The 19,878-nt window shown below is 67.4% G+C and carries 18 protein-coding genes; 12 read left to right on the top strand and 6 right to left on the bottom strand.

The window, feature by feature from the left end; genetic code table 11:
• The 3 genes from E0H73_RS17960 to E0H73_RS17950 are packed head-to-tail and all read left to right on the top strand — an operon-like array spanning position 1 to position 3,136.
• Positions 1–1,353: an ABC transporter substrate-binding protein gene (locus E0H73_RS17960; RefSeq protein WP_238164062.1), complete on the top strand. Its 1,353-nt coding sequence runs from the start codon at positions 1–3 to the stop codon at positions 1,351–1,353.
• Positions 1,354–1,358: 5 nt separating this feature from the next.
• On the top strand, positions 1,359–2,288 hold the full coding sequence (locus tag E0H73_RS17955; RefSeq protein ID WP_238164061.1) for a carbohydrate ABC transporter permease: 930 nt from the start codon (positions 1,359–1,361) through the stop codon (positions 2,286–2,288).
• On the top strand, positions 2,285–3,136 hold the full coding sequence (locus E0H73_RS17950; protein ID WP_131357248.1) for a carbohydrate ABC transporter permease: 852 nt from the start codon (positions 2,285–2,287) through the stop codon (positions 3,134–3,136). The genes E0H73_RS17955 and E0H73_RS17950 overlap by 4 nt, the downstream gene beginning before the upstream one ends.
• A 24-nt stretch (positions 3,137–3,160) precedes the next feature.
• On the opposite strand, the gene eno is transcribed toward E0H73_RS17950, so the two are convergent.
• Genes eno through E0H73_RS17935 form a run of 3 tightly spaced genes read right to left on the bottom strand, consistent with a single transcriptional unit; the run spans position 3,161 to position 6,136 of the window.
• The gene (gene eno, locus E0H73_RS17945; protein WP_131357245.1) at positions 3,161–4,426 is read right to left on the bottom strand and encodes a phosphopyruvate hydratase; all 1,266 of its coding nucleotides are present in this window, start codon (positions 4,424–4,426) and stop codon (positions 3,161–3,163) included.
• Positions 4,419–5,405 carry a phosphotransferase gene (locus E0H73_RS17940; protein WP_131357242.1) on the bottom strand — a complete coding sequence of 329 codons (987 nt, stop codon included), beginning with the start codon at positions 5,403–5,405 and terminating at the stop codon, positions 4,419–4,421. Before E0H73_RS17940 ends, eno begins: the two co-directional genes overlap by 8 nt.
• Positions 5,402–6,136 (bottom strand): SDR family NAD(P)-dependent oxidoreductase, encoded by a 735-nt coding sequence (locus E0H73_RS17935; protein ID WP_131357240.1) that lies wholly within the window; start codon positions 6,134–6,136, stop codon positions 5,402–5,404. Before E0H73_RS17935 ends, E0H73_RS17940 begins: the two co-directional genes overlap by 4 nt.
• A 73-nt stretch (positions 6,137–6,209) precedes the next feature.
• Between E0H73_RS17935 and E0H73_RS17930 the strand changes: the two genes are divergently transcribed.
• The 7 genes from E0H73_RS17930 (at position 6,210) to E0H73_RS17900 (ending at position 14,065) form a co-directional block, all read left to right on the top strand.
• Entirely contained in the window at positions 6,210–7,070 is an 861-nt protein-coding gene (locus E0H73_RS17930) for an SMP-30/gluconolactonase/LRE family protein (protein WP_131357237.1), read from the top strand.
• 3 nt (positions 7,071–7,073) lie between these two features.
• A complete protein-coding gene (locus E0H73_RS17925) occupies positions 7,074–7,958 on the top strand; it encodes a DUF4432 family protein (RefSeq protein ID WP_131357234.1) in 885 nt (294 codons plus the stop codon).
• A 127-nt stretch (positions 7,959–8,085) separates the two neighbouring features.
• Complete coding sequence (locus E0H73_RS17920) at positions 8,086–9,468, top strand: ABC transporter substrate-binding protein (protein WP_165555733.1); 1,383 nt, start codon at positions 8,086–8,088, stop codon at positions 9,466–9,468.
• 9 nt (positions 9,469–9,477) lie between these two features.
• Entirely contained in the window at positions 9,478–10,470 is a 993-nt protein-coding gene (locus E0H73_RS17915; RefSeq protein ID WP_131357229.1) for a carbohydrate ABC transporter permease, read from the top strand.
• Complete coding sequence (locus E0H73_RS17910; protein ID WP_131357226.1) at positions 10,470–11,354, top strand: carbohydrate ABC transporter permease; 885 nt, start codon at positions 10,470–10,472, stop codon at positions 11,352–11,354. The genes E0H73_RS17915 and E0H73_RS17910 overlap by 1 nt, the downstream gene beginning before the upstream one ends.
• Before the next feature lie 10 nt (positions 11,355–11,364).
• Positions 11,365–13,008: an FAD-dependent oxidoreductase gene (locus tag E0H73_RS17905; RefSeq protein ID WP_131357223.1), complete on the top strand. Its 1,644-nt coding sequence runs from the start codon at positions 11,365–11,367 to the stop codon at positions 13,006–13,008.
• A 1-nt stretch (position 13,009) separates the two neighbouring features.
• A complete protein-coding gene (locus E0H73_RS17900) occupies positions 13,010–14,065 on the top strand; it encodes a mannonate dehydratase (RefSeq protein ID WP_165555716.1) in 1,056 nt (351 codons plus the stop codon).
• Positions 14,066–14,075: 10 nt separating this feature from the next.
• Here E0H73_RS17900 and E0H73_RS17895 read toward each other — a convergent pair whose 3' ends face one another.
• From E0H73_RS17895 to E0H73_RS17885, 3 genes are all read right to left on the bottom strand, one after another.
• On the bottom strand, positions 14,076–14,834 hold the full coding sequence (locus tag E0H73_RS17895; protein WP_131357217.1) for a GntR family transcriptional regulator: 759 nt from the start codon (positions 14,832–14,834) through the stop codon (positions 14,076–14,078).
• Between the two features lie 75 nt (positions 14,835–14,909).
• The gene (locus E0H73_RS17890; RefSeq protein ID WP_131357214.1) at positions 14,910–15,905 is read right to left on the bottom strand and encodes a zinc-dependent alcohol dehydrogenase; all 996 of its coding nucleotides are present in this window, start codon (positions 15,903–15,905) and stop codon (positions 14,910–14,912) included.
• Positions 15,906–15,907: 2 nt separating this feature from the next.
• Complete coding sequence (locus E0H73_RS17885; RefSeq protein ID WP_131357211.1) at positions 15,908–17,374, bottom strand: glycoside hydrolase 5 family protein; 1,467 nt, start codon at positions 17,372–17,374, stop codon at positions 15,908–15,910.
• 162 nt (positions 17,375–17,536) lie between these two features.
• Here E0H73_RS17885 and E0H73_RS17880 point away from each other — a divergent pair, with 162 nt between their 5' ends.
• Together E0H73_RS17880 and E0H73_RS17875 are read left to right on the top strand one after the other, a co-directional pair.
• A complete protein-coding gene (locus tag E0H73_RS17880) occupies positions 17,537–18,571 on the top strand; it encodes a LacI family DNA-binding transcriptional regulator (protein ID WP_131357208.1) in 1,035 nt (344 codons plus the stop codon).
• Between the two features lie 17 nt (positions 18,572–18,588).
• The gene (locus E0H73_RS17875) at positions 18,589–19,878 is read left to right on the top strand and encodes an ABC transporter substrate-binding protein (RefSeq protein WP_131357205.1); all 1,290 of its coding nucleotides are present in this window, start codon (positions 18,589–18,591) and stop codon (positions 19,876–19,878) included.

Raw genomic sequence — 19,878 nt, 5'->3', positions numbered from 1 at the left:
ATGAAACATCCCTTGGAGGTCATGATGACGTTCCGCCCAGGCACGAGAGGACTGGCCGTCGTCGCGGCCTGCTCGCTCGCACTGACCGCGTGCAGCGCGGGCAGTCTCGGTTCCAGTGACGATGCGGGGGCCACCTCGGTCGAGATCACCTACCTGATCGGCAATCAGGACCAGGATCTCAAGGACGCCACGCAGCTCACCAAGGACTTCACGGCCAAGAACCCTGGTATCACCGTCAACCTGGAGACCAGGCCGGCCGGTAGCGAGGGCGACAACATCGTCAAGACCCGGCTGTCCACCGGCGACATGACCGATGTCTTCGCCTACAACACCGGGTCGCTGTTCCAGGCGATCGCGCCGGAGAAGAACCTCGTCCCGATCAGCGACCAGTCCTACATCGGCGACCTGGACGAGAACTTCACCAAGACGGTGACGTCGGGCGACAAGGTCTACGGCGTGCCGTCCGGCGGGTTCATGGGCGGAGCCGTCCTGTACAACATCCCGATCTATACCAAGCTCGGGCTGCAGGTGCCGAAGACCTGGGCGGAGTTCATGGCGAACAACGCCAAGATCAAGGCCGCCGGGGGCGGGGTCGCGCCGGTGATCCAGACGTACGGCGAGACCTGGACGTCGCAGCTGTTCGTCCTCGGCGACTTCCACAACGTGGCCGCCGTCGAGCCGGACTTCGCCGACAAGTACACGAAGAACCAGGCGAAGTACGCGACCTCGCCGGCCGCGCTGAAGGGATTCGAGCACACCGAGCAGGTCCACGACCTCGGCTACGAGAACAAGGACTTCGCCTCGGCGAAGCTGCCGGACGGCCTGAAGATGCTTGCCACCGGCAAGGGTGCGCACTACCCGATCCTGTCCGGGGTGGTCAACGACATGATCGCGACCAACCCGAACGCGGCCAAGGACGTCGGGCTGTTCGCGCTGCCTGGTGACGACGCGAGCAAGAACGGGCTGACCGTGTGGACGCCGGGTGGCATCTACATCCCGACCACTACGACCGGTGACAAGCTCGAGGCGGCGAAGAAGTTCCTCGCCTTCGTGGCCAGCCCCGACGGCTGCAAGTCCCTGGCCAGCGCGGGTGTGCCGACCGGGCCGTACGCCATCAAGGGCTGCCAGCTGGGGTCCGACGTACCGCAGTCGATCAAGGACATGCAGCCGTACCTCGACAAGGACGGCGCTTCCAGCCTGGCGCTGGAGTTCGTGTCACCGGTGAAGGGCCCCTCGCTCGAGCAGATCACCGTCGAGGTCGGATCCGGCATCCGTAAGGCGAAGGACGGCGCGGCGCGGTACGACGAGGATGTGAAGAAGCAGGCGCAGCAACTCGGACTGGCAGGTTGGTGAGGTCCGTGGCCATCACCTCCTCGACCCGGCCTCGGGCCGGAACCAAGGCAGCCCCGGCCGCACCCGCGGCCGGGGGGAAGGCCTACACGCCGTACAAGTTCTGGTTCTACCTACCGACCGCGGTGCTCTACAGCATCTTGTTCCTCGTCCCGACGTTCGCGTCCTTCTACTACAGCCTGACCCGGTGGAGCCTGTTCGAGTCGAAGTTCATCGGGTTCGAGAACTTCGTCACGTTCTTCCAGGAGCCCGCTCTGGTCAAGGGCTTCACCAACACGCTGATCTACGGCGCGGTGACGTCCGGGGCGAAGGTCGTCCTCGGTCTGCTGCTCGCCGTCCTGCTGACGTCCAGGATCGTCGGCCGCGGGTATCTGCGCTCGGTCGTGTTCTTCCCGGTGCTGGTCAGCACGATCGGCGTCGGCCTGATGTTCCAGGTGATGATGAATCCCGAGCGCGGCATCATCAACGGCGCGCTCGGGGTGATCGGCATCCAGGGACCCGGCTGGCTGACCGACCCGAAGTGGGCCCTGCTGTCGATCGCCGCCGTGGACGTCTGGAAGGGCGTCGGACTGGCGACGCTGATCTACATCGCCGGGATCGTGTCGATCCCGCGTGAGTACATGGAGGCCGCCCGGGTGGACGGCGCCGGGTCGTTCGAGACGTTCCGCCGGATCGTGCTGCCGCTGTGCAAGCCGGCCACCGTCACCGTCATCATCTTGTCGCTGATCGGCGGCCTGCGGTCGTTCGAGCTGATCTGGGCGATGACACGCGGCGGCCCCGGGTTCACCTCGGACGTGATCTCGTCGGTGATCTACAAGCAGTACCAGGCGGGGTTCTACGGTCTGTCCACGGCCGGGAACGTGATCCTGTTCCTGCTCGTTACCGCGATCATCCTGCCGCTGAACCTGTTCCTGAACCGGAAGGAGGTGGACATGTGAGTACCGCCGAACTCGTCAACCACCGGCCCGGCCGGAGCTACCTGCTCAGCGCGGTCGCGATCGTGTCCTCGATCGTGGTGTTCATCATCCCGTTCGCATTCATGGTGCTGACCGCGGTGAAGGACCGGCAGCAGGCCGCCGACCTCAGCTTCGCCTGGCCACACCAGTTCCGGTTCGCGCAGAACTTCGTCGAGGTGGTCAAGGCCCGCGACTACATGCTGGTGATCGCCTACATCAACAGCACGATCCTGACCGTGACCAGTGTGGCCGGCATGGTGGTGCTGGCGGCGATGGCCGGCTTCGTGCTGCAACGCCGCAAGAGCCGGTGGAACCCGTTCATCAACTTCCTGGTGCTGTCCGGCCTGATCATCCCGCCGGCCGTCGTACCGACGATCTGGGTGCTGCAGAAGCTCGGACTGTTCCGGACCATGCCGGGGCTGATCCTGATCGAGATCGCGTTCGGGTTGTCGTTCTGCATCCTGCTGTTCCGGGCCTTCGTCGCGACCATTCCCCGTGAGCTCGACGAGGCCGCGATCATCGACGGCGCGGGACCGCTGCGGTTGTTCTTCGGGGTGATCTTCCCGCTGCTCAAGTCCGTCATCGTCACCGTCGTGGTGATCCAGTCGGTCAACGTGTTCAACGACTTCGTGAACCCGCTGTACTTCCTGCCCGGCGACAAGAACGCGACCGTGCAGCTGACCCTCTACAACTTCTCCAGCCAGTTCAGCACGCAGTACAACCTGCTGTTCATGGACATCCTGCTGATCACGATCCCGCCCCTGATCATGTTCCTCTTCTTCAACCGCCAAATAGTCGCCGGCATGACTTCAGGCGCCGTCAAGGGCTGATGTGGGCCGGCCCCGAACCATCGATCACCAGGTGGCGAAGGTGGTGGGAGCGGGGCCGGCCTCGATTCTCAGTAGGCGGTTCCACTTGGCGGTTCGCTCGGAGCGGGTGGTCGAGCCGACCTTGATCTGGCCGGTTCGCCAGCCGACGGCGAGATCGGCCAGCCAGTGGTCCTCGGTGTCGCCGGACCTGGCCGACAGCACGGTGGCGTAGCCGGAGTGCTGGGCGAGGCGGACGACGTCCAGGGCATCGCTGAGCGTTCCGACCTGGTTCGGCTTGACCAGTACGGCGTTGGCGATCTGCTCGTCGACGCCTCGCCTCAGCCGTGCGGTGTTCGTCACGAACAGGTCGTCACCCAGCAACTGGACACCGCCGAGCCTCTTACCGGCCTGACGCCAGCCGTCCCAGTCGTCCTCCCCCAGCACATCCTCGAGCGAGACGATCGGAAAGTCCGCCACCCACCCGGCGAGCGCCGAGACCAGCTCATCTGCGGTCAGCCGACGCCCCTCCGTACGCAGCTCATAGCCGCCGTCTTCAGCGAACGTGCTGGCGGCGACGTCGATAGCGATCGCGGCCTCGTCACCGCTTCGCAGGCCGGAGCGGTCAATGCCCTCGGCAACCAGCTCTAACGCATCCCGGTTGCCACCAAGGCGCAGACCAAGACCGCCCTCGTCCGCGACCAGATGTGCGGGCAGTCCGCGCGCCTCCGCGGCCTCGACCGTGCCGCGACGCACCCGCCAAGCCCACTCGATGGCTTCGCGGAACGACTCGGCACCGACCGGTACGACGAGCACGTCCTGGATATCGAGCGCACCATCAGCATGTGCACCGCCGGACAGGATGTTGACCATCGGCATAGGCAACAGCGGTACGTCGTCCCCTTCGGCGACCGCGGCGTGCAGCGGCTGCCGGATCGAACTCGCATACGCGATCGCCGCCGACAACGACACACCCAGCACCGCATTGGCCCCGAGACGGCTGAGGTCGGTCGTGCCGTCGGCCTCCCGCAGCGCCGCGTCGACCCGGCGCTGATCGCCGGCGTCAATGCCCGTGACTGCCGCAGCGAGTGGACCGGTCACATTCGTGACCGCACTGGCCACACCCTTGCCGCCGTACCGCGTCCCGCCGTCGCGCAACTCGACCGCCTCGTGCGCGCCGGTCGACGCCCCGCTCGGCACGGTCGCACTGCCACTCGCACCGTCGGAGAGCACGACCTCACAACCAACGGTCGGATTGCCCCTCGAGTCGAACGCCTCCCAGGCATACACGCCCGCGATCCGCCGGTCAGCCATCGACACCGTCCCACAGCTCAACAATGCTCGGCCGTCGGGTCAGCGCATCAACCGCGAGGTCACGAACCCGGTCGCGTTCCGATGGAGTCAGGTACGCCGCCGGCGACTTGCCGTCCACCCGCGCGAGCAGCAGGCACGCCGTCTGAGCAGCGAGGTAGTCATCGGGTCGGCGCAACACAGGATCGACCAACGCGCCGTACTCCTCCAGGAAGCCGATCGCCAGGGATCTGTAAGCAGCTCGATCGGCCGGGCGATGGACCGCCTTCAGAAGGAGATGGGCCTGCAGGAACGCGAGATCGAACACCGGGTCGCCGTAGTGTGCGACCTCCCAGTCGAGCACACAGACCTTGTTGCCGGCAGCAAGCACGTTCTTCGGCGAGAAGTCACCGTGGACCAGGCACAACCGCTCGGTCAACAGGCTGTCGGCGAGTTCGTCGATCCGCGCCGCGAGGGTCGGGTGCCGCCGGGCGACAACCCGGTGGAACGGATCGATCCGCAGCTCGACGAAGCCGGCGGTGCCGAACTCGTCGCACAACTGCGGCTGACCCGCGGTCGCAGTGTGCCACGCCGCCAACGCGGCCGCCAACCGTTCGCCCGTACGCCGGTCGATCGTCCCCGCCAGCAGGTCGTCCTTCCAGTTCCGCAACGACCGATCCGCCCGTCCGAGCGTCAGAGTCATCGCTGACCTGTCCACATCGAGGACTGTCGGTACGTCGTCCGGCCGGATCTTCGCGGCGATCAGCAGCGCAGCCGCCTCGGTGAGGATGCGGCGCGGGTCCGCATTCCACTCCTGCTCGACCCGCAGCCTGGACAACGCCTGCTTGACGACCAGGTCGACCCCGTCGCCGGTGACGGCCAGCACCTCGTTCGACACCCCTCCCAGGAGCGGCTCGGCAACGACCGGCGCGGAACCGATGACGCGACGATCACGCAGATAGCCGGCCACCGTGTCGACGGACAGCCCGTCCGTCAGTGTCATGCCGCGACAATGCCGCCGTCGATGACCAGCGCCGTACCGGTCACGAACGCCGCGTCGTCACTGGCCAGATACAACGCAGCCGCCGCGACCTCGTCGGTCCGGCCCAGCCGGCCGAGCGGCTGCCGCGCAATCAGCTCCTCCCGGCGGGCCGCCGGATCGGGCGCGCTCGCGGTCAGTCGCGCGACCCATGGCGAGTCGACGGTCCCGGGGCAGACGCAGTTGCACCGGATCCCGTCACCAGCCCACTGCACGGCGATCTGCTTGGTCAGCGCGATCACCGCACCTTTACTGGCGCAGTACGACGCACGATCGCGCAGGCCGATCATTCCGGCGACCGATGCGGTGTTGACGATGACGCCGCCACCGCGCGAGAGCATCTGCGGCAGAACCTCCTTGGTGCAGAGGAAGACCCCACGCACGTTGACCGCGAAGACGCGGTCCCACTCGTCGACCGTCGACTCCAGCACGTTCGTCGTCGAGCCGATGCCGGCATTGTTGAACAGGGCATCGATCCGGCCCAGCTCCGCACCCGCGGCCCGGACCAGCTCACGCACCTCGGCCTCGTCACTCACGTCGGCTCGTAGCGCGATCGCACCCTCCGGCACACCGGCCGGATCGAGGTCGGCACCCACGACCCGGGCGCCTTCGTCGAGCAGTTGCTGGGTGATCTGCTGGCCGATGCCGGAGCCGGCACCGGTGACGAGGGCGCAGCGGTCGGCGAAGCGATCCATGCATGCCACCTAGGGTCGACGGGTCGGGGAAACACTCTAGGCACTGAGATACTTGTATGCAAGCATTCTAGTTGTGCGACAACCTGCGGAACTGGGCGGCGCGACCATGCGGGTCGCAGTTCGAGCAAACGCCCGCGTCGGTGAAGGCCCCGTGTGGGACGCGACTGCGAATCGACTGCACTGGGTCGACATCCTCGCCGGGCAGATCCACACCAGCGATCTGGACTCCGGCGCGACGACCACCGTCACCGTGCCGACGCTCGTCGGCGCTGCGGCTCCCCGCACTACGGGTGGTTTCGTCGCCGCCGTCACCGAGGGTTTCGCCGAGGTCGACGACAGCTTGGTGGTACGGCGGCACATCCTCGGCGAGGGCATCCGGATGAACGATGCCAAGTGCGATCGCCGCGGCCGGTTCTGGGCGGGGAGTACTGCGATGGACTTCGCCCCCGGCAAGGGCGCACTACATCTACTCGACGCCGGCTGGTCCACGCACGTCGTACTCGACGGGCTGACTCAGCCGAACGGCCTCGACTGGAGTCTGGACGGCAGAACGTTCTATCTCGTCGACTCCGCCGAGCAGGAGATCAGCGCCTTCGACGTGGTCGACGACGGACTCACCCGCCGGCGCCTGGTGCACCAATTCAGCCACGATGACGTTCCCGACGGCTTGTGTGTCGATGCCGCCGGCTGCCTGTGGATCGCGTTGTGGGGTGGAGGGAGACTGATCCGGATGACTGCGGACGGCGAGGTGCTCAGCACATTGCCGGTGCCAGTAGTTCAGCCGAGCTCGTGCGCCTTCGCCGGTCCGGACCTGGACCTGCTGTGTGTGACATCGGCCCGCGCAGGGCTTGCCGACCCCACTCTCGACGGCTCGGTACTGATCGTCAGCAACCTCGGCACGACCGGCCTGCCGACCGTGCCGTTCAAGGGATAGCCGATGACTGAACCACCACCCGACGCCACCCTGGTCCTGCGCAACGAGCACCTCGAGGTGGTCGTGCTGCCCGGCAAGGGCGCGGACATCTACTCGGTGATCGACCGCCGGACAGGCGTCGACGTACTGTTTCGCACACCGTGGGGTTGGCGCGACCCGGCGACCATCACGGCGACGGGAGACAGCCAGGTCGACTGGCTGGCTCGGTATCCCGGCGGCTGGCAGTTGCTGGTGCCCAACGCCGGACCGGAGCGCGAGCACGGCGGCGTACGACGCGGATTCCACGGCGAGGCCGCACTGGTCGGCTGGGCCGTCGAGGAGAGTACGCCGGACAGCGCCCGGCTGACCGTCGACCTGGTCACGGCGCCGCTGCGCCTCGTTCGGGAGATCGTTCTGGACGGCATGACGCTCGTGGTCACCGACCACATCCGGAACACCTCGCCCGTGACGGTGCCCGTCATGTGCGTCCAGCACGCAGGCTTCGGCGCTCCGTTCCTCGACGGCCACTGCCGGCTCGAAACCAGCGCCCGGCACCTGGTCGTGGCCGACGGGTACGACGAGATCGCAGACCTCCAGGTGATCCCAGGCCCCGACGACCAGCGCTCGTTCTTCGCCGGACTGACCGGCTTCGACGACGCCTGGGTTTCGATCAGCAGCCCGACGGTCGGGTTCGGCGTACGGCTGAGCTGGGACTCGGCGGTGCTGCCGCACGCCTGGCTGTGGCAGGAGGTTCACCGCATCCGCGAGTTCCCCTGGTTCGGGCGCGCGTACGTCGTGGGAGTCGAGCCGTCCAACGTGCTGCCCGACGACGATCTGGCCGCGACACCGCTGCTCCCCGCTGGCGAGGAATGGCACACGCGAGTGACCTTGACCCGCTTCGATCTGTAGGCCGTCGCCGGCCGGAAGCTTCCCTGGACCGTCACATGTATGGTAGTACGTTACCATGGTGGCGCAGCCCGATGATTCCGTCCGCGCGACAGCCGCCCGTCATCCGCACTCAGCACGGAGGCATCTGATGCGCGTCAACACAACATTCGGCCGGCTGGCCGCCGGCACCCTGGTCGTTGCCCTCGGCACCGGCCTGGCCGGTTGCGGCAAGTCCGGCGATTCCGGCTCGGGAGGCTCGGGCGACGGCAAGGTGACGATCTCCGTCATGGGCCTGCCACCGGCGACCAAGGCCGCCACCCGGCAGGCGTTCCTGGACCGGGTCGCCGAGTTCGAGAAGGCCAATCCGACCATCCACATCGAGCCGTCCGACGCGCCCTGGGACGTCCAGACCTTCGCCGCCAAGATGGCCGGCGGCCGCGCCGAGACGGTGCTCGAGATCCCACTCACCGAGCCGCCCGGCCTGATCGACCGCAAGCAGGTCGCCGACATCAGCGCCGAGGCCAAGGCACTGCCGGAGTACGCCGCCCTGGACCCGCGGATCATGGACACCCTGAGCCGGGACGGCAAGATCTACGGCCTGCCGGAGTCGATGTACGCGCTCGGCCTGCTGTACAACCGCAAACTGTTCGCCGCGGCCGGCCTCGACCCGGACAAGCCACCGGCGACCTGGGACGAGTTCCGTGCCGACGCCAAGCAGATCCACGACCGCACCGGCCAGATCGGTTACGCCCCGATGTCGATCAACAACGGCGGCGGCTGGCACCTGACCGCGATGACGTACGCCAACGGCGGCACGATCGAGAAGCAGAACGGCGACAAGCAGGCGGCCGGGTTCACCGACGGCGACGCCACCGCCCAAGCGCTCAATCTGCTGCACGCGATGCGGTTCGAGGACAACTCGCTCGGCACGAACATGCTGCGCAAGTCCGAGGACATCGCACCTCAGTTCGCGGCCGGCAAGATCGGCATGCAGATCAACGGCCCCTCGGCGTACGGCAGCTATCTGTCGCTCTACAAGGGCAAGGCCGAGGACTTCGGAGCGGCCGCATTGCCGCAGGGCGCAGGCAACGCCACGCTGATTGGCGGCACCGTGCTGATGGTCAGCGCGAAGGCTACGGCGGACCAGCGCGCCGCCGCGGTGAAGTGGATGGAGTTCCAGTACCTCAAGCCCGCCTACGATCCTGACATCGCCGCCGCGCAGGCGAAGGCGAATGCGGCCGACAAGCTGCCGGTCGGTGTCCCCGGACTGCCGATCTACGACCAGTCCGTCGTGGCCAAGGTCGACGCGGCCATCAAGCCGTACGTCAACGTCACCACCGCACACTTCCAGCCGTACGTCGACGGCACCGCCAAGCTCAAACTGGTTCCCGAGCCGCCGGTCGGATCGCAGGATGTGTACGCCGCTCTCGACCCGGTGGTGCAGGCAGCACTGACCAGGCAGAACGCCGACATCCCGGCGCTGCTCAAGACAGCGAGTGGACACGTCGACTCGATCCTGCAGCAGCATTAGGTGGTCCGGATGTCGACCGCCCAGGCCGAGGGAGTCACCCGCCCCGGCAACCGACCGATCCCGGATGGCGAGCGGCGGCCGCCGTCCGGGGCCGGTACGCCGCCGACCGCACGCCGCCGCTCCGGACCGCAGCTGAGTAGGGCGTGGCGGCTGAACCTGGCCGCCCTCGTCTTCCTGCTGCCGGCCCTGCTCCTGTTCGGCTACTTCTCCTGGTGGCCGATCCTGCGGAGTGCCCTGCTGGCGTTCCAGCAGACCAACCTGGTCGAGCCAGCCACCTGGGTAGGGTGGTCGAACTTCGGCCGTCTGTTCGACGACCCGGTGCTGCCGATCGCGGTACGGAACACGCTGTGGTTCACCGCGCTCTCACTGCTGATCGGCTTCCCGCTGCCCGTCCTCGTCGCGCTGCTGATGTCGGAGATCCGCCGGTTCGGCGGCCTGCTCCGGGTGCTCGTGTACCTGCCCGTCGTCGTTCCGCCAGTGGTCTCGGTCCTGCTGTGGAAGCAGTTCTACGACCCGGACTCCGGGCTGGCCAACCACGTGCTCGGTCTGATCGGGCTCGGACCGTTCTTGTGGCTGCAGGACCAGCACTGGGCGATGCCGGGTCTGGTGATCACCGCGACCTGGGCCGGCGTCGGTGGTGCGGTGCTCATCTACCTGGCCGCGCTGGCCGGAGTGTCCACCGAGTTGTATGACGCGGCTGAGATCGACGGTGCCTCGATCCTGCGCCGGGTCTGGCACATCGCACTCCCCCAGATCCGCGGTGTCCTCCTGCTCATGCTGTTGCTGCAGATCATCGGCGCCTTCCAGGTGTTCACGGAGCCGTTCGTGATGACGGCCGGCGGGCCGGAGAATGCGACGATCAGCGTGCTGATGCTGATCTACCGGTATGCCTTCCTCGACGGCGACTACGGCCGGGCCGGCGCCCTGAGTGTCCTGCTGGCGATCGTGCTCGGTCTCGTCTCCGCGCTGTATCTGCGACTCACCCGGCCGTGGAGCAAGTGATGAGCGCCCAGACCGACCGGGGCGTGCTGTCGTCGGCGGACCGCCGTCGTACGCCGGTCCGGCTGTGGTCGGGCGGCATGCAGACCGTGCTCGTCCTCGCTGTCGTCGTCGCCGGTGCGGGGCCGCTGTACTGGACGGTGAAGAGCGCGATCTCGGCCACGCCCGATCTGCTCGCGCATCCGCTGTCGCTGTGGCCGGAGACGTTCGAGTGGCACAACATGTCCGATGCGTGGTCGACCCTGCAGATCGGCCACTACCTGGTCAACACCGCGGTCCTGGTCGGCGGATCGTGGCTCACCCAGTTGCTCGTGGCAACGACTGCCGGGTACGCGCTCTCGGTCCTGCGACCGTGGTTCGGCCGCGTCGTGTACGGCGGCATCCTGGCGACACTGTTCCTCCCCGGGACGGTGTCGATGGTCGCCCTCTACCTGACCGTGCTCAACGTTCCCGGCCTTGGCGTGTCGCTGACCGACACACCACTGGCGGTGTGGCTGCCGGCCGGCGCACATGCCTTCAACATCCTGCTGGCCAAGCAGTTCTTCGACGCCATCCCGCGCGAGTTGTTCGAGGCCGCCGAGGTCGACGGTGCCGGGGCGTTCCGGGTGTTCTGGCGGATCGTGCTGCCGCTGTCCGGTCCGCTGCTCGCGGTGATCTCGCTGCTGTCGGTGATGACGGCGTGGAAGGACTTCCTCTGGCCGTTGATCGTGATCACCGATCCGGAACGACAGCCGCTCGCGGTCGCACTCCCCCGGCTGGCGAACTCGGCGGACCAGGCGTTGCTGCTGGCCGGCATGTTCATCGCGATCGTCCCGCCGCTGCTGATCTTCGTCGTCTTCCAGCGCTACATCGTCCGAGGCGTCGGTTTCACCGGCCTCAAGGGTTGAGAGGTTTCGTATGACTCAGACTGATGTCGTCGTCATCGGCGGCGGGCTCGGTGGCGTCGCCGTCGCACTGGCCGCCGCGACGCTCGGCCGGACCGTCGTCCTCACCGAGGAGTTGGACTGGCTCGGCGGTCAACTCACCACCCAGGCCGTGCCGCCGGACGAGAACGCCTGGATCGAGGGTCCGTACAGCTCAGCGTCGTACCAGCGACTGCGTGCCGGCATCCGCGACTTCTACCGGCGGAACTATCCGCTGACCGAGGCGGCCAGGGCCGACGCCACGTTGAACCCTGGCCGCGGCCTCGTCAGCGGCTTGTGCCACGAACCACCCGTCGCCGTCGCGGTCATCGGCGAGATGCTGGCGCCATACCTGTCCTCGGGGCGGATCACACTCCTGATGCGGCATGTCCCCGTCGCGGTCCACACCGACGGCGACCGAGTCGAGGCCGTGACGGTCCGCAGCCTGGAGACAGGCGACGAACGCACGTTGAGCGCGCCGTACGTCGTGGACGCGACCGAGCTGGGCGACCTTCTCGAGCTCGGCGGCATCGAGCATGTCGTCGGTGCCGAGTCGCAGGACGAGACCGGCGAGCCGCACGCACTTCCTGGCCCTGCCAATCCGCTCGACCAGCAGGCGATCACCTGGTGCTGCGCGCTCGAGCACCGGCCGGGTGAGGATCACACGATCGACAAGCCGGACAGCTACGACTTCTGGCTGAACCATGAGTCGGGGGTCTGGCCCGGCTCGCAGCTCACCCTGACCGATGTCGATCCGGGGACGCTGGTCATCCGCGAGCTGCAGTTGTTCGGGGATGCGGCCGACGATCGCATCGCCAGGACCCGGTGGAACTACCGGCGGATCCGCAGCGCCGACCAGTTCACCGAGGTGCTCACCACCGACGTCACCCTGATGAACTGGCCGCAGAACGACTACTGGCTGGCGCCTCTGATCGGCGTGGACGACGCCACGCGAGACCGTGCGCTGGCCGAGAGCCGCGAGCTCACCCGCTCGCTGGTGTACTGGCTGCAGACCGCCGTACCGCGATCCGACGGCGGAACCGGCTACCCAGGACTGCGGTTGTGCCGCGAGGCCACCGGGACCACGGATGGGCTGGCGAAGGCGGCGTACATCCGGGAGAGCCGACGCATCCTCGGCGAGCTGACCGTGACCGAAAACCACCTCGGTGTCACCGCGCGGGAAGGGCTCGGCGGTCCCGCGCAGTTCGCGGACAGCGTGGGCATCGGGGCTTACCGGATCGACCTGCACCCGAGCACGTCCGGCCGTACGTACGTCGACCTGGACAGTCATCCGTTCCAGATCCCACTGGGTGCGCTGCTGCCGCGGCGGGTGACGAACCTGCTGCCGGCCAACAAGAACATCGGCAGCACGCACATCACCAACGGCTGCTACCGACTGCACCCGGTCGAGTGGGCGATCGGTGAGGCTGTCGGCGCACTGGCAGCGTTCTGCCTCGACGGTAGGCATGAGCCGACGCAGGTCCGCAACGAGCCTGGCCTGCTGGCCGACTACCAACGGCTGCTCACCGGCACCTTCGGCGTACCACTCGAATGGCCGCGAGAGATCCGGGAACGACCGCTCGCCGACTCGGCTTATCGGCGCGAGGCAGCCAGTACGCCGATCCCGGTGCAGGCCTGACGTGCGCGTCGTACTCGGCCAGTTCCACGATCCGTCGGACGAGCTCCTGACGTTCGCGCGGCAACTCGGGCTGGCCGGCATCCAAGTGAACACGCCCTGGCTTCCTGGCGAGCGACGCTGGGAGGTGGCCGACCTGATCGCCTTGCGGGAGCGGTGCGAGAGTCGAGGGCTGGCGCTGGAGGCGATCGAGAACATCCCGCAGTCGTTCTACCAGCGCGCGATGTTGGGCCTGCCGGGCCGCGACGAGGACATCGACAACGTCCGGGAGACGATCCGCAACGTAGGACGCGCGGGCATCGCGATCCTCGGGTATCACTTCTGCCCGGTCGGTGTCGTCCGGACCGGCATGGACGACCGTGGTCGTGGCGGCGCCGAGGTCACGTCGTTCGACCTGGCCGCGGCCCTGGATCCGGCCAACGCCGCAGACCTGTTGGTTGCCCGGCGCAACGCACCCCGGGACGACTCGGAGCATCTGGGCAAGGACGATTTCGCCGCCGGCGGCTATCCGGATCTCGGCGTCGAGATCGGCGAGGAGCAGATGTGGGAGAACTACCGCTACTTCATGGAAGGAGTGCTGCCCGCTGCGGAGGAGGCCGGCATCCGGCTGGCGATCCATCCGGACGACCCACCGGTTCCGTCGCTCGGCGGCATCGCCCGCATCATCCGCAGTGTCGACGCGCTGAAGCGCGCCGCCAAGCTGGTCCCGAGTCCAGCCTGGGCGGTGGAGTTGTGCCTGGGAACTGTGTCGGAGATGGGCGGTGAGGCTGCGGTGCTGGCGGCGATCGACCACTTCGGACCGCGCGGCCAGATCGGCTACGTCCATCTCCGCGACGTCCGCGGCACCGTGCCGGTGTTCGAGGAAAGCTTCCTCGGTGAGGGCAACTACGAGCCGTACCGCGTCGTCCAGGCTTTGCGCCGGGCCGGCTTCGACGGCTTCATCCTCGACGACCACACGCCGCGGCTGGTCGGCGACACCGAGTGGGGTCACCGCGGACGGGCACACGCTGTTGGCTACATCCAGGCGCTGATCGACGCGACCGCGCCTCGGTCAGCCTGACCAGGTGGTGTCAGCGAGCGCGGCCGGCCGGACGAGGCGACCGTACGTCGTGCTCCTCGTCGAGCTGGAAGTAGTCCGGATGCTGCTTCTCCAGCGGCTCGAGTACGCCGAGGACGCCGCGCAGGTGCTGGGTCAGCAGCTTGTCGGCCTGCTGCGTCCGCTTGGCGACCACGTGGTCGACCAAGGTGGCGTGCTGGCCGTGCATCGACGACAGGATCTCCGGCTCGGGCAGCGACAGCATCCGGACCCGATCCAGGTGGGCCTTGATCGACGACACCACGGACCAGGTCTTCGGGTGGCCGGCGATCTCCAGCAACGCCCGGTGCAACTGCTCGTCGGTGCTGAACCACTCGATCAGATCGCCACGCTCGCCGGCGTCGGCCTGCGTGGCCAGCAGCAACCGCAACTGGGCCTCGTCGACGGGGGTGATCCGCTTGATCGCCAGCGGCAGCGAAGCGCGCTCGAGGGTCTCGCGGATGAACTGCGCCTCGCGGACCTCGCGGACACTGATCCGCGAGACGTAGGTGCCGAGTTGCGGCACCACCTCGACGAGGCTCTCGTCGGCCAGCCTGATCAGCGCCTCACGGACCGGTGTCCGGCTCACGCCGTACACCTCGGCGAGCTCGCTCTCGGACAGCACCTGGCCGGGCTTCATCGTCAGCGTGATGATCTCACTGCGCAGCTGGCTGTAGACCTGCGAGCGCGTGCTGGAGTCCCGCATCCGGCTCAGTTGGACCCGCCGTGTGCCGCGCGTCCTCCGCTCGACCATGTACTACCACCCTTCGACCTGCCTCAATGTCCCATGTATGGTAGCATGCAACCTCGCAAAGTCCTTCCGCCACGCTCAATCCCAGTCGAAGACGATGCCCATCGTCCGGTGCCGCTGAGTGGCGGCCAACTCGTAGGCCCGCTGACAATCCTTCGGGCCGAACCGGTCGCCGACCATTCCGGTCAATGGGAACCGTCCCGCGGCAGCGAGCCGGAACACCAGCCGGACGATCTCACGGTCGTTGTCCCAGCGCTGATCACCGATCGTGTACGAGTCGTGAGCACCCATGATCGACACGCCGCGAACCATCACATCCGAGGTGAGTCGTTGGTCCGACGGCGTGCCGGCGTCGCCGAGCAGGACCACCCGGCCATGGTCGGCAGCGGCGCGCAGGGCGCCGGGTAGCACCGCGGCGTTGCCAGTCGAGTCGAGCACCACCTCGGGCGGCTGACCGCCGAAGGCTGCCGCGAGCTCGTCCTGGGCGTCGTCGATCGGGCTGCCGATCGTGGCGGTCGCTCCGCCGGCCATCGCTAGGTCCAGCCGAGCCGCGACGCTGTCGACGACCACGATCCGCGCGGCCGCCGCGGCTGCGGCCCAGCGAGTCGCCATCTGGCCGATAGGCCCCGCTCCGACCACCAGAACCCGGGATCCTGGCCGGACCTCCCCCACCCGGATCCCGACGAAGGCGATCTTCGCGAGCGCGAACCACACTGCCTGCTCGTCGGCCAGGCCGGCCGGGACCGGCGTACACCGGTCGGCGCGGACTACGACCCGCGAGGCGTGAGGTGCGCGGGCCACGACCCGGTCGCCAACCGACAAGCCCGACTCGTGACCGGTCTGGTCGACCACGCCGACAACGGAATAGCCGGGCCGGAACGGATACTCGACGTACTGCGCCCAGTGGGTGCCCGCGCCGAAGCGGCGGGCGAAGGCGATGCCCTCGGTGCCGGTGCTCATCAGTGAGAGCCGGGTCCGCAGCCGGACTTCACCGGGCCCGGCGTCGGGGAGCTGCACCTGACGCAGCTCGGCGACACCGGGCGCCGGGAAGACGATGGCGTTGTCCACCGTCATCGCTACCGCGTCGTGTCGGGGAAGGTGTGCTTGCGGATCAACCGGAACGTCACATCGGTGAGCGGTCCGCTGATCAGCACCGGCGGCCGTCGCAGCGTCACGTCCAGATCGTCCGGGGTGAAGACCGCGTTGCTCGCGTCGTACCAGGCCTTGCGACCCCACTGGCGGGTGACGGACAGGCCGCCTGGCTGCTCGAATTTCATCGGCGCCAACGTGGTGCCGTTGTTGTGCAGTACGACGGAGTAGTGGTCGTCGAGATAGGAGTTCCACAGGGCGAGTACGTCGGAACCGTCCAGATCCCTGAACTGCAGCGCCCACAGCTTCGGGTCGAGCGGGTTGGTCAGGCTCACGAAGGTCCCGAACTTGACGATGTGCGCGACCGCGTGGAAGGCGGAGTACCCCTCCTTCGGCGTGAGGTCGGGCCGCACGATGCCGTAGTTGGGGCCGTAGGTGTTGTACGACCAGGCCTCGTCCTCGAAGCCGTAGATCCACAGACCTTTCAGGTACGGCAGGCTGCGGGCGATCAGGTACAGCCGGGCGACGTACGCCGCCTGTAGTTCCTGCGTGATGCCGGCGTCGTCAGTCAGGGGTTTGAATCCGGTCGTCCAGCCGAGCTCGGTGACGTAGAGCGGGAAGTCCTGGCCGCTGTTGTAGGTACGCACCACCGTCTGCAAGTCCTGGACGTGCTGCCACCAGACTTCCGGGACCCGGTTCTCGATCGGCAGGTCGGCGTACACGTAGGTGTGGACCGAGAAGATGTCGCAGACATCGAGGATCCCGTTGTCCAGCAGGGTGTTGATGTAGGTGTAGTTCAGCGCTGACACCGCTCCCCCGACGACGGTGATCGTCGGGTCGACCGCCTTGAGGGTCGCGTAGACCGCGGACAGCAGGTTGACGTACTGGACCGGGTCGCCGTTGCCGGTGACGCCGCCGATCGCGATGTCCCACTCGTTCCACACCTCGAAGCGGGTCACCTGCCCGGCGAAGTGCTGCGCCAGGAACTCGGCGTACGCACAGAAGGCTGCGATGCCGGCGGCCGAGGTCGGTCGTTCGCCACCGTCGTAGAGCGGGTTGCCGTAGTCGAGGATGATCATCGGCTCAATGCCCTGGGCAACGATTTGGGTGTAGTAGGTGTCGATCTCAGGTGGTACCGCGAAGACACCGGCCTGCAGCTCAACCTTGGCCCAGGCGCACTCGTCGCGGATCGCGTTGGCACTGCTCTGCTGGATCACACTGACGGAGTCGGGGATGTACTTCGGTCCGGTCAGGTGGGTGTTGAGGCCCATCAGGAACTTGGGCGTGGTCTGGACGGTGTCCTTCTTCCCGGGCTTGTCGCTCTTCGCCTGGGCCGGGACCGTGGTCCCGATCGCGGCAGCGACAGTGCTTCCGGCGAGCCCACCGAGTACGGCGCGGCGGCTCGGGGCGGGGAGCGGATTCAACGGTGCCTCCTGGTGGTGGCGGTTCACCATGCTAACGTACTACCATACAACCGCCGTACTACCATACTACGATCTGCCCAGGCAAGGCCGCGAAGCCTTGACAGTGCTCGGAGGCGGTGACGACGATGAGCAGATCCACCAACGCTTATAGGTATTAGCACGGCCATCCACGAACGAAAGGTGGTATGGACGGTGCCGCAGACCCGCCCGCGCCAGACCGACGTCGCCAGAGCTGCCGGCGTCTCCCAGGCGACGGTGTCGAGCGTGCTGAACGGTCAGGCGTCCGGCCGCCGGATCCCACCGGAGACGATCGACAAGGTCGAGCGCGCGATCCGGACCCTGGGCTACGTGCCGGACGTCATCGCCCGCAGCTTGCAGGGCATGAGCAACCAACTCCTCGGGGTGCACACCTACGAGTCGATGTTCCCGATCGACCACCACGACTACTACCAGCCGTTCCTGCTGGGGATCGAGGAGGAAGCTGAGGCCGCGGGCTACGACCTCGTGCTGTTCACGTCGACCCGTGACGAAGAAGGAGTCCGGCGGGTGTACAAGAACGGGAGCAACCGGCTCAAGGTGGCCGACGGCTGCATCTTCGTCGGCATCCGGGTGGACAAGGCCGAGCTGCGCCGGCTGGCCGCGGAGGACTACCCGTTCGTCTTCATCGGCAGGCGGGACGTCCCCGGCGTCGACCTGCACTTCGTCACCGGCGACTATGCCGACTCGACCGCGCGGGTCGTTCACACGTTGGCCGATCTCGGGCATGTGCGGATCGGTCATCTGCAGCAACGCGACCGCGACGAACCGAGGCAGGATCTGGCTCGCGGACGACGCAGAGGTCTCGCGGACCGCGGACTGCCTGCCGTCCGGCCGGTCGTTGTCGACCCTGGCGCGATCGGGCCGGCCACGCTCGGCGGACTCCTGGATTCCCGGGTCACCGCTGTCCTGGTGGACAACGCCGTACAGGCGGCGGCGCTGGGGAAGGCCGCGCGTGCGGCCAAGCTGAGAATTCCCGCCGACCTGTCGGTCGTCGTGTTACAGGACACCCCGCCCAAGCCGCCGGCCGCACGCGACTGGACCTGTTTGCGGATGCCTCGCGTCGAGCTCGGGCGGCTGGGCGTGCGGCTTCTCTTGTCACTGCTCAATGGATCCGCGGGCGCCGCGCCTTTGGTGGCGCAGTGCGGATTCCACCCCGGCGCCACGATCGGGCGCCCGCGAACCATCTGACCTTCCGAAGGATTGTGATGAACATTCGCCGTACGCTCACCGCTGTCACCGCGATCGGGCTGAGCGCAGTACTCGCCGCCTGTGGGACCGGCAGTCCGTCCGGATCCGGCGGGAACTCCGGGCCGAAGGAGCTCACCGTCTGGTTCCCCGGGAACAGCCAGGTCGAGATCGATCTCGTCACCAAGACACTGGTCCCCAAGTTCGAACAGCAGACCGGTTCGAAGGTCACTGTGACCTACGTCGACTGGCCGAACCTGTCACCCAAGCTCACCACGGCGTTCGCCTCCGGTACGACGCCGGACGTCTGGGGCCACGGCACCGCCGCAGCAGCGGGATTCGCTGCCAACGATCGGGTTCTCGCCCTGGACGACCGGATCAACGCGCTGGCCGACAAGGACGACTTCGGTGGACTGCTCGACCAAGGTGTTGTCGACGGCAAGCATTATCTGATGCCGCTGTCCGGCACCGGAACGCTGCTGGTCTATCGCAAGGACCTGCTCCAAGGTGCAGGCGTCGACCCGGCCACGTTGACGAGTTGGGAGTCGGTCTACGACGCGGCTCGCAAGCTCAAGACGAAGACCCGGTCCGGGATGCTCATCGCCACGTCGCCGATCGCCGACGAGCAGTCGTTCATCGCTCTGCTCAGGTCAGCATCCGGCAAGATGCTCAGCGACGACGGCAAGACCGCGGAGTTCAACTCGCCGGCCGGGGTGCAGGCGCTGACCTACATGGTGAACCTGTACCAGGGCGATGGTGCAGTGGCCACTGGAGTCGGTGACGACTACCTCAGCCGTCCGCCCGCCCAACAGCCGCTGGCGCTCGGCACCGCGCCGATCACCCAGTTCGGGCCGAGCCAGCTGCTGCAACTCGTCAAGGCGAAGCCGGACCTCGCCGACAAGCTCGGCGTACTGGCGCCACCAACTCTCGGCGGTCAGCCGGGCAAGGCGTACGGCGGCATGGGCACCGGACTGTTCATCAGCAAGGACAGCAAGAATCAGGACCTGGCGTGGAAGTTCCTTGAGTACATGGCCTCGCCCGAGGTGAGCAACCAGTACGCCGAGGTGATCGGCAGTCTCCCGGTCCGTCAGTCGGCGAAGAGCAGCGCCTACGTGACCAAGAACCCGTTGCTGACGACCTTCCTGGCGGCGCAATCGGCGTACATCGGCAATCCGAACGTGCCCGCCTGGGTCCAGGTCCGCGACGTACTGAGTCGCTATCTGCAGCAGGCGCTGGCCGGCAAGGTGGCGCCGAAGGACGCGCTGGACAAGGCGGCCCAGGAGGTCAAGCCGCTGCTGGAAGGGTCGTGA

The sequence above is a fragment of the Kribbella pittospori genome, assembly GCF_004331465.1.
Lineage (GTDB): Bacteria > Actinomycetota > Actinomycetes > Propionibacteriales > Kribbellaceae > Kribbella > Kribbella pittospori.
Note: the sequence above shows the minus strand (reverse complement) of the source record. Positions and strands in the feature narration are given on the sequence as shown.

Coding starts and splice junctions, on each gene's coding strand:
- E0H73_RS17960 (WP_238164062.1), top strand. CDS start 1: ATGAAACATCCCTTGGAGGTCATGATGACGTTCCGCCCAGGCACGAGA.
- eno (WP_131357245.1), bottom strand. CDS start 4,426: ATGGCTGACCGGCGGATCGCGGGCGTGTATGCCTGGGAGGCGTTCGAC.
- E0H73_RS17940 (WP_131357242.1), bottom strand. CDS start 5,405: ATGACACTGACGGACGGGCTGTCCGTCGACACGGTGGCCGGCTATCTG.
- E0H73_RS17935 (WP_131357240.1), bottom strand. CDS start 6,136: ATGGATCGCTTCGCCGACCGCTGCGCCCTCGTCACCGGTGCCGGCTCC.
- E0H73_RS17925 (WP_131357234.1), top strand. CDS start 7,074: ATGACTGAACCACCACCCGACGCCACCCTGGTCCTGCGCAACGAGCAC.
- E0H73_RS17920 (WP_165555733.1), top strand. CDS start 8,086: ATGCGCGTCAACACAACATTCGGCCGGCTGGCCGCCGGCACCCTGGTC.
- E0H73_RS17915 (WP_131357229.1), top strand. CDS start 9,478: ATGTCGACCGCCCAGGCCGAGGGAGTCACCCGCCCCGGCAACCGACCG.
- E0H73_RS17910 (WP_131357226.1), top strand. CDS start 10,470: ATGAGCGCCCAGACCGACCGGGGCGTGCTGTCGTCGGCGGACCGCCGT.
- E0H73_RS17905 (WP_131357223.1), top strand. CDS start 11,365: ATGACTCAGACTGATGTCGTCGTCATCGGCGGCGGGCTCGGTGGCGTC.
- E0H73_RS17895 (WP_131357217.1), bottom strand. CDS start 14,834: ATGGTCGAGCGGAGGACGCGCGGCACACGGCGGGTCCAACTGAGCCGG.
- E0H73_RS17890 (WP_131357214.1), bottom strand. CDS start 15,905: ATGACGGTGGACAACGCCATCGTCTTCCCGGCGCCCGGTGTCGCCGAG.
- E0H73_RS17885 (WP_131357211.1), bottom strand. CDS start 17,374: ATGGTGAACCGCCACCACCAGGAGGCACCGTTGAATCCGCTCCCCGCC.
- E0H73_RS17875 (WP_131357205.1), top strand. CDS start 18,589: ATGAACATTCGCCGTACGCTCACCGCTGTCACCGCGATCGGGCTGAGC.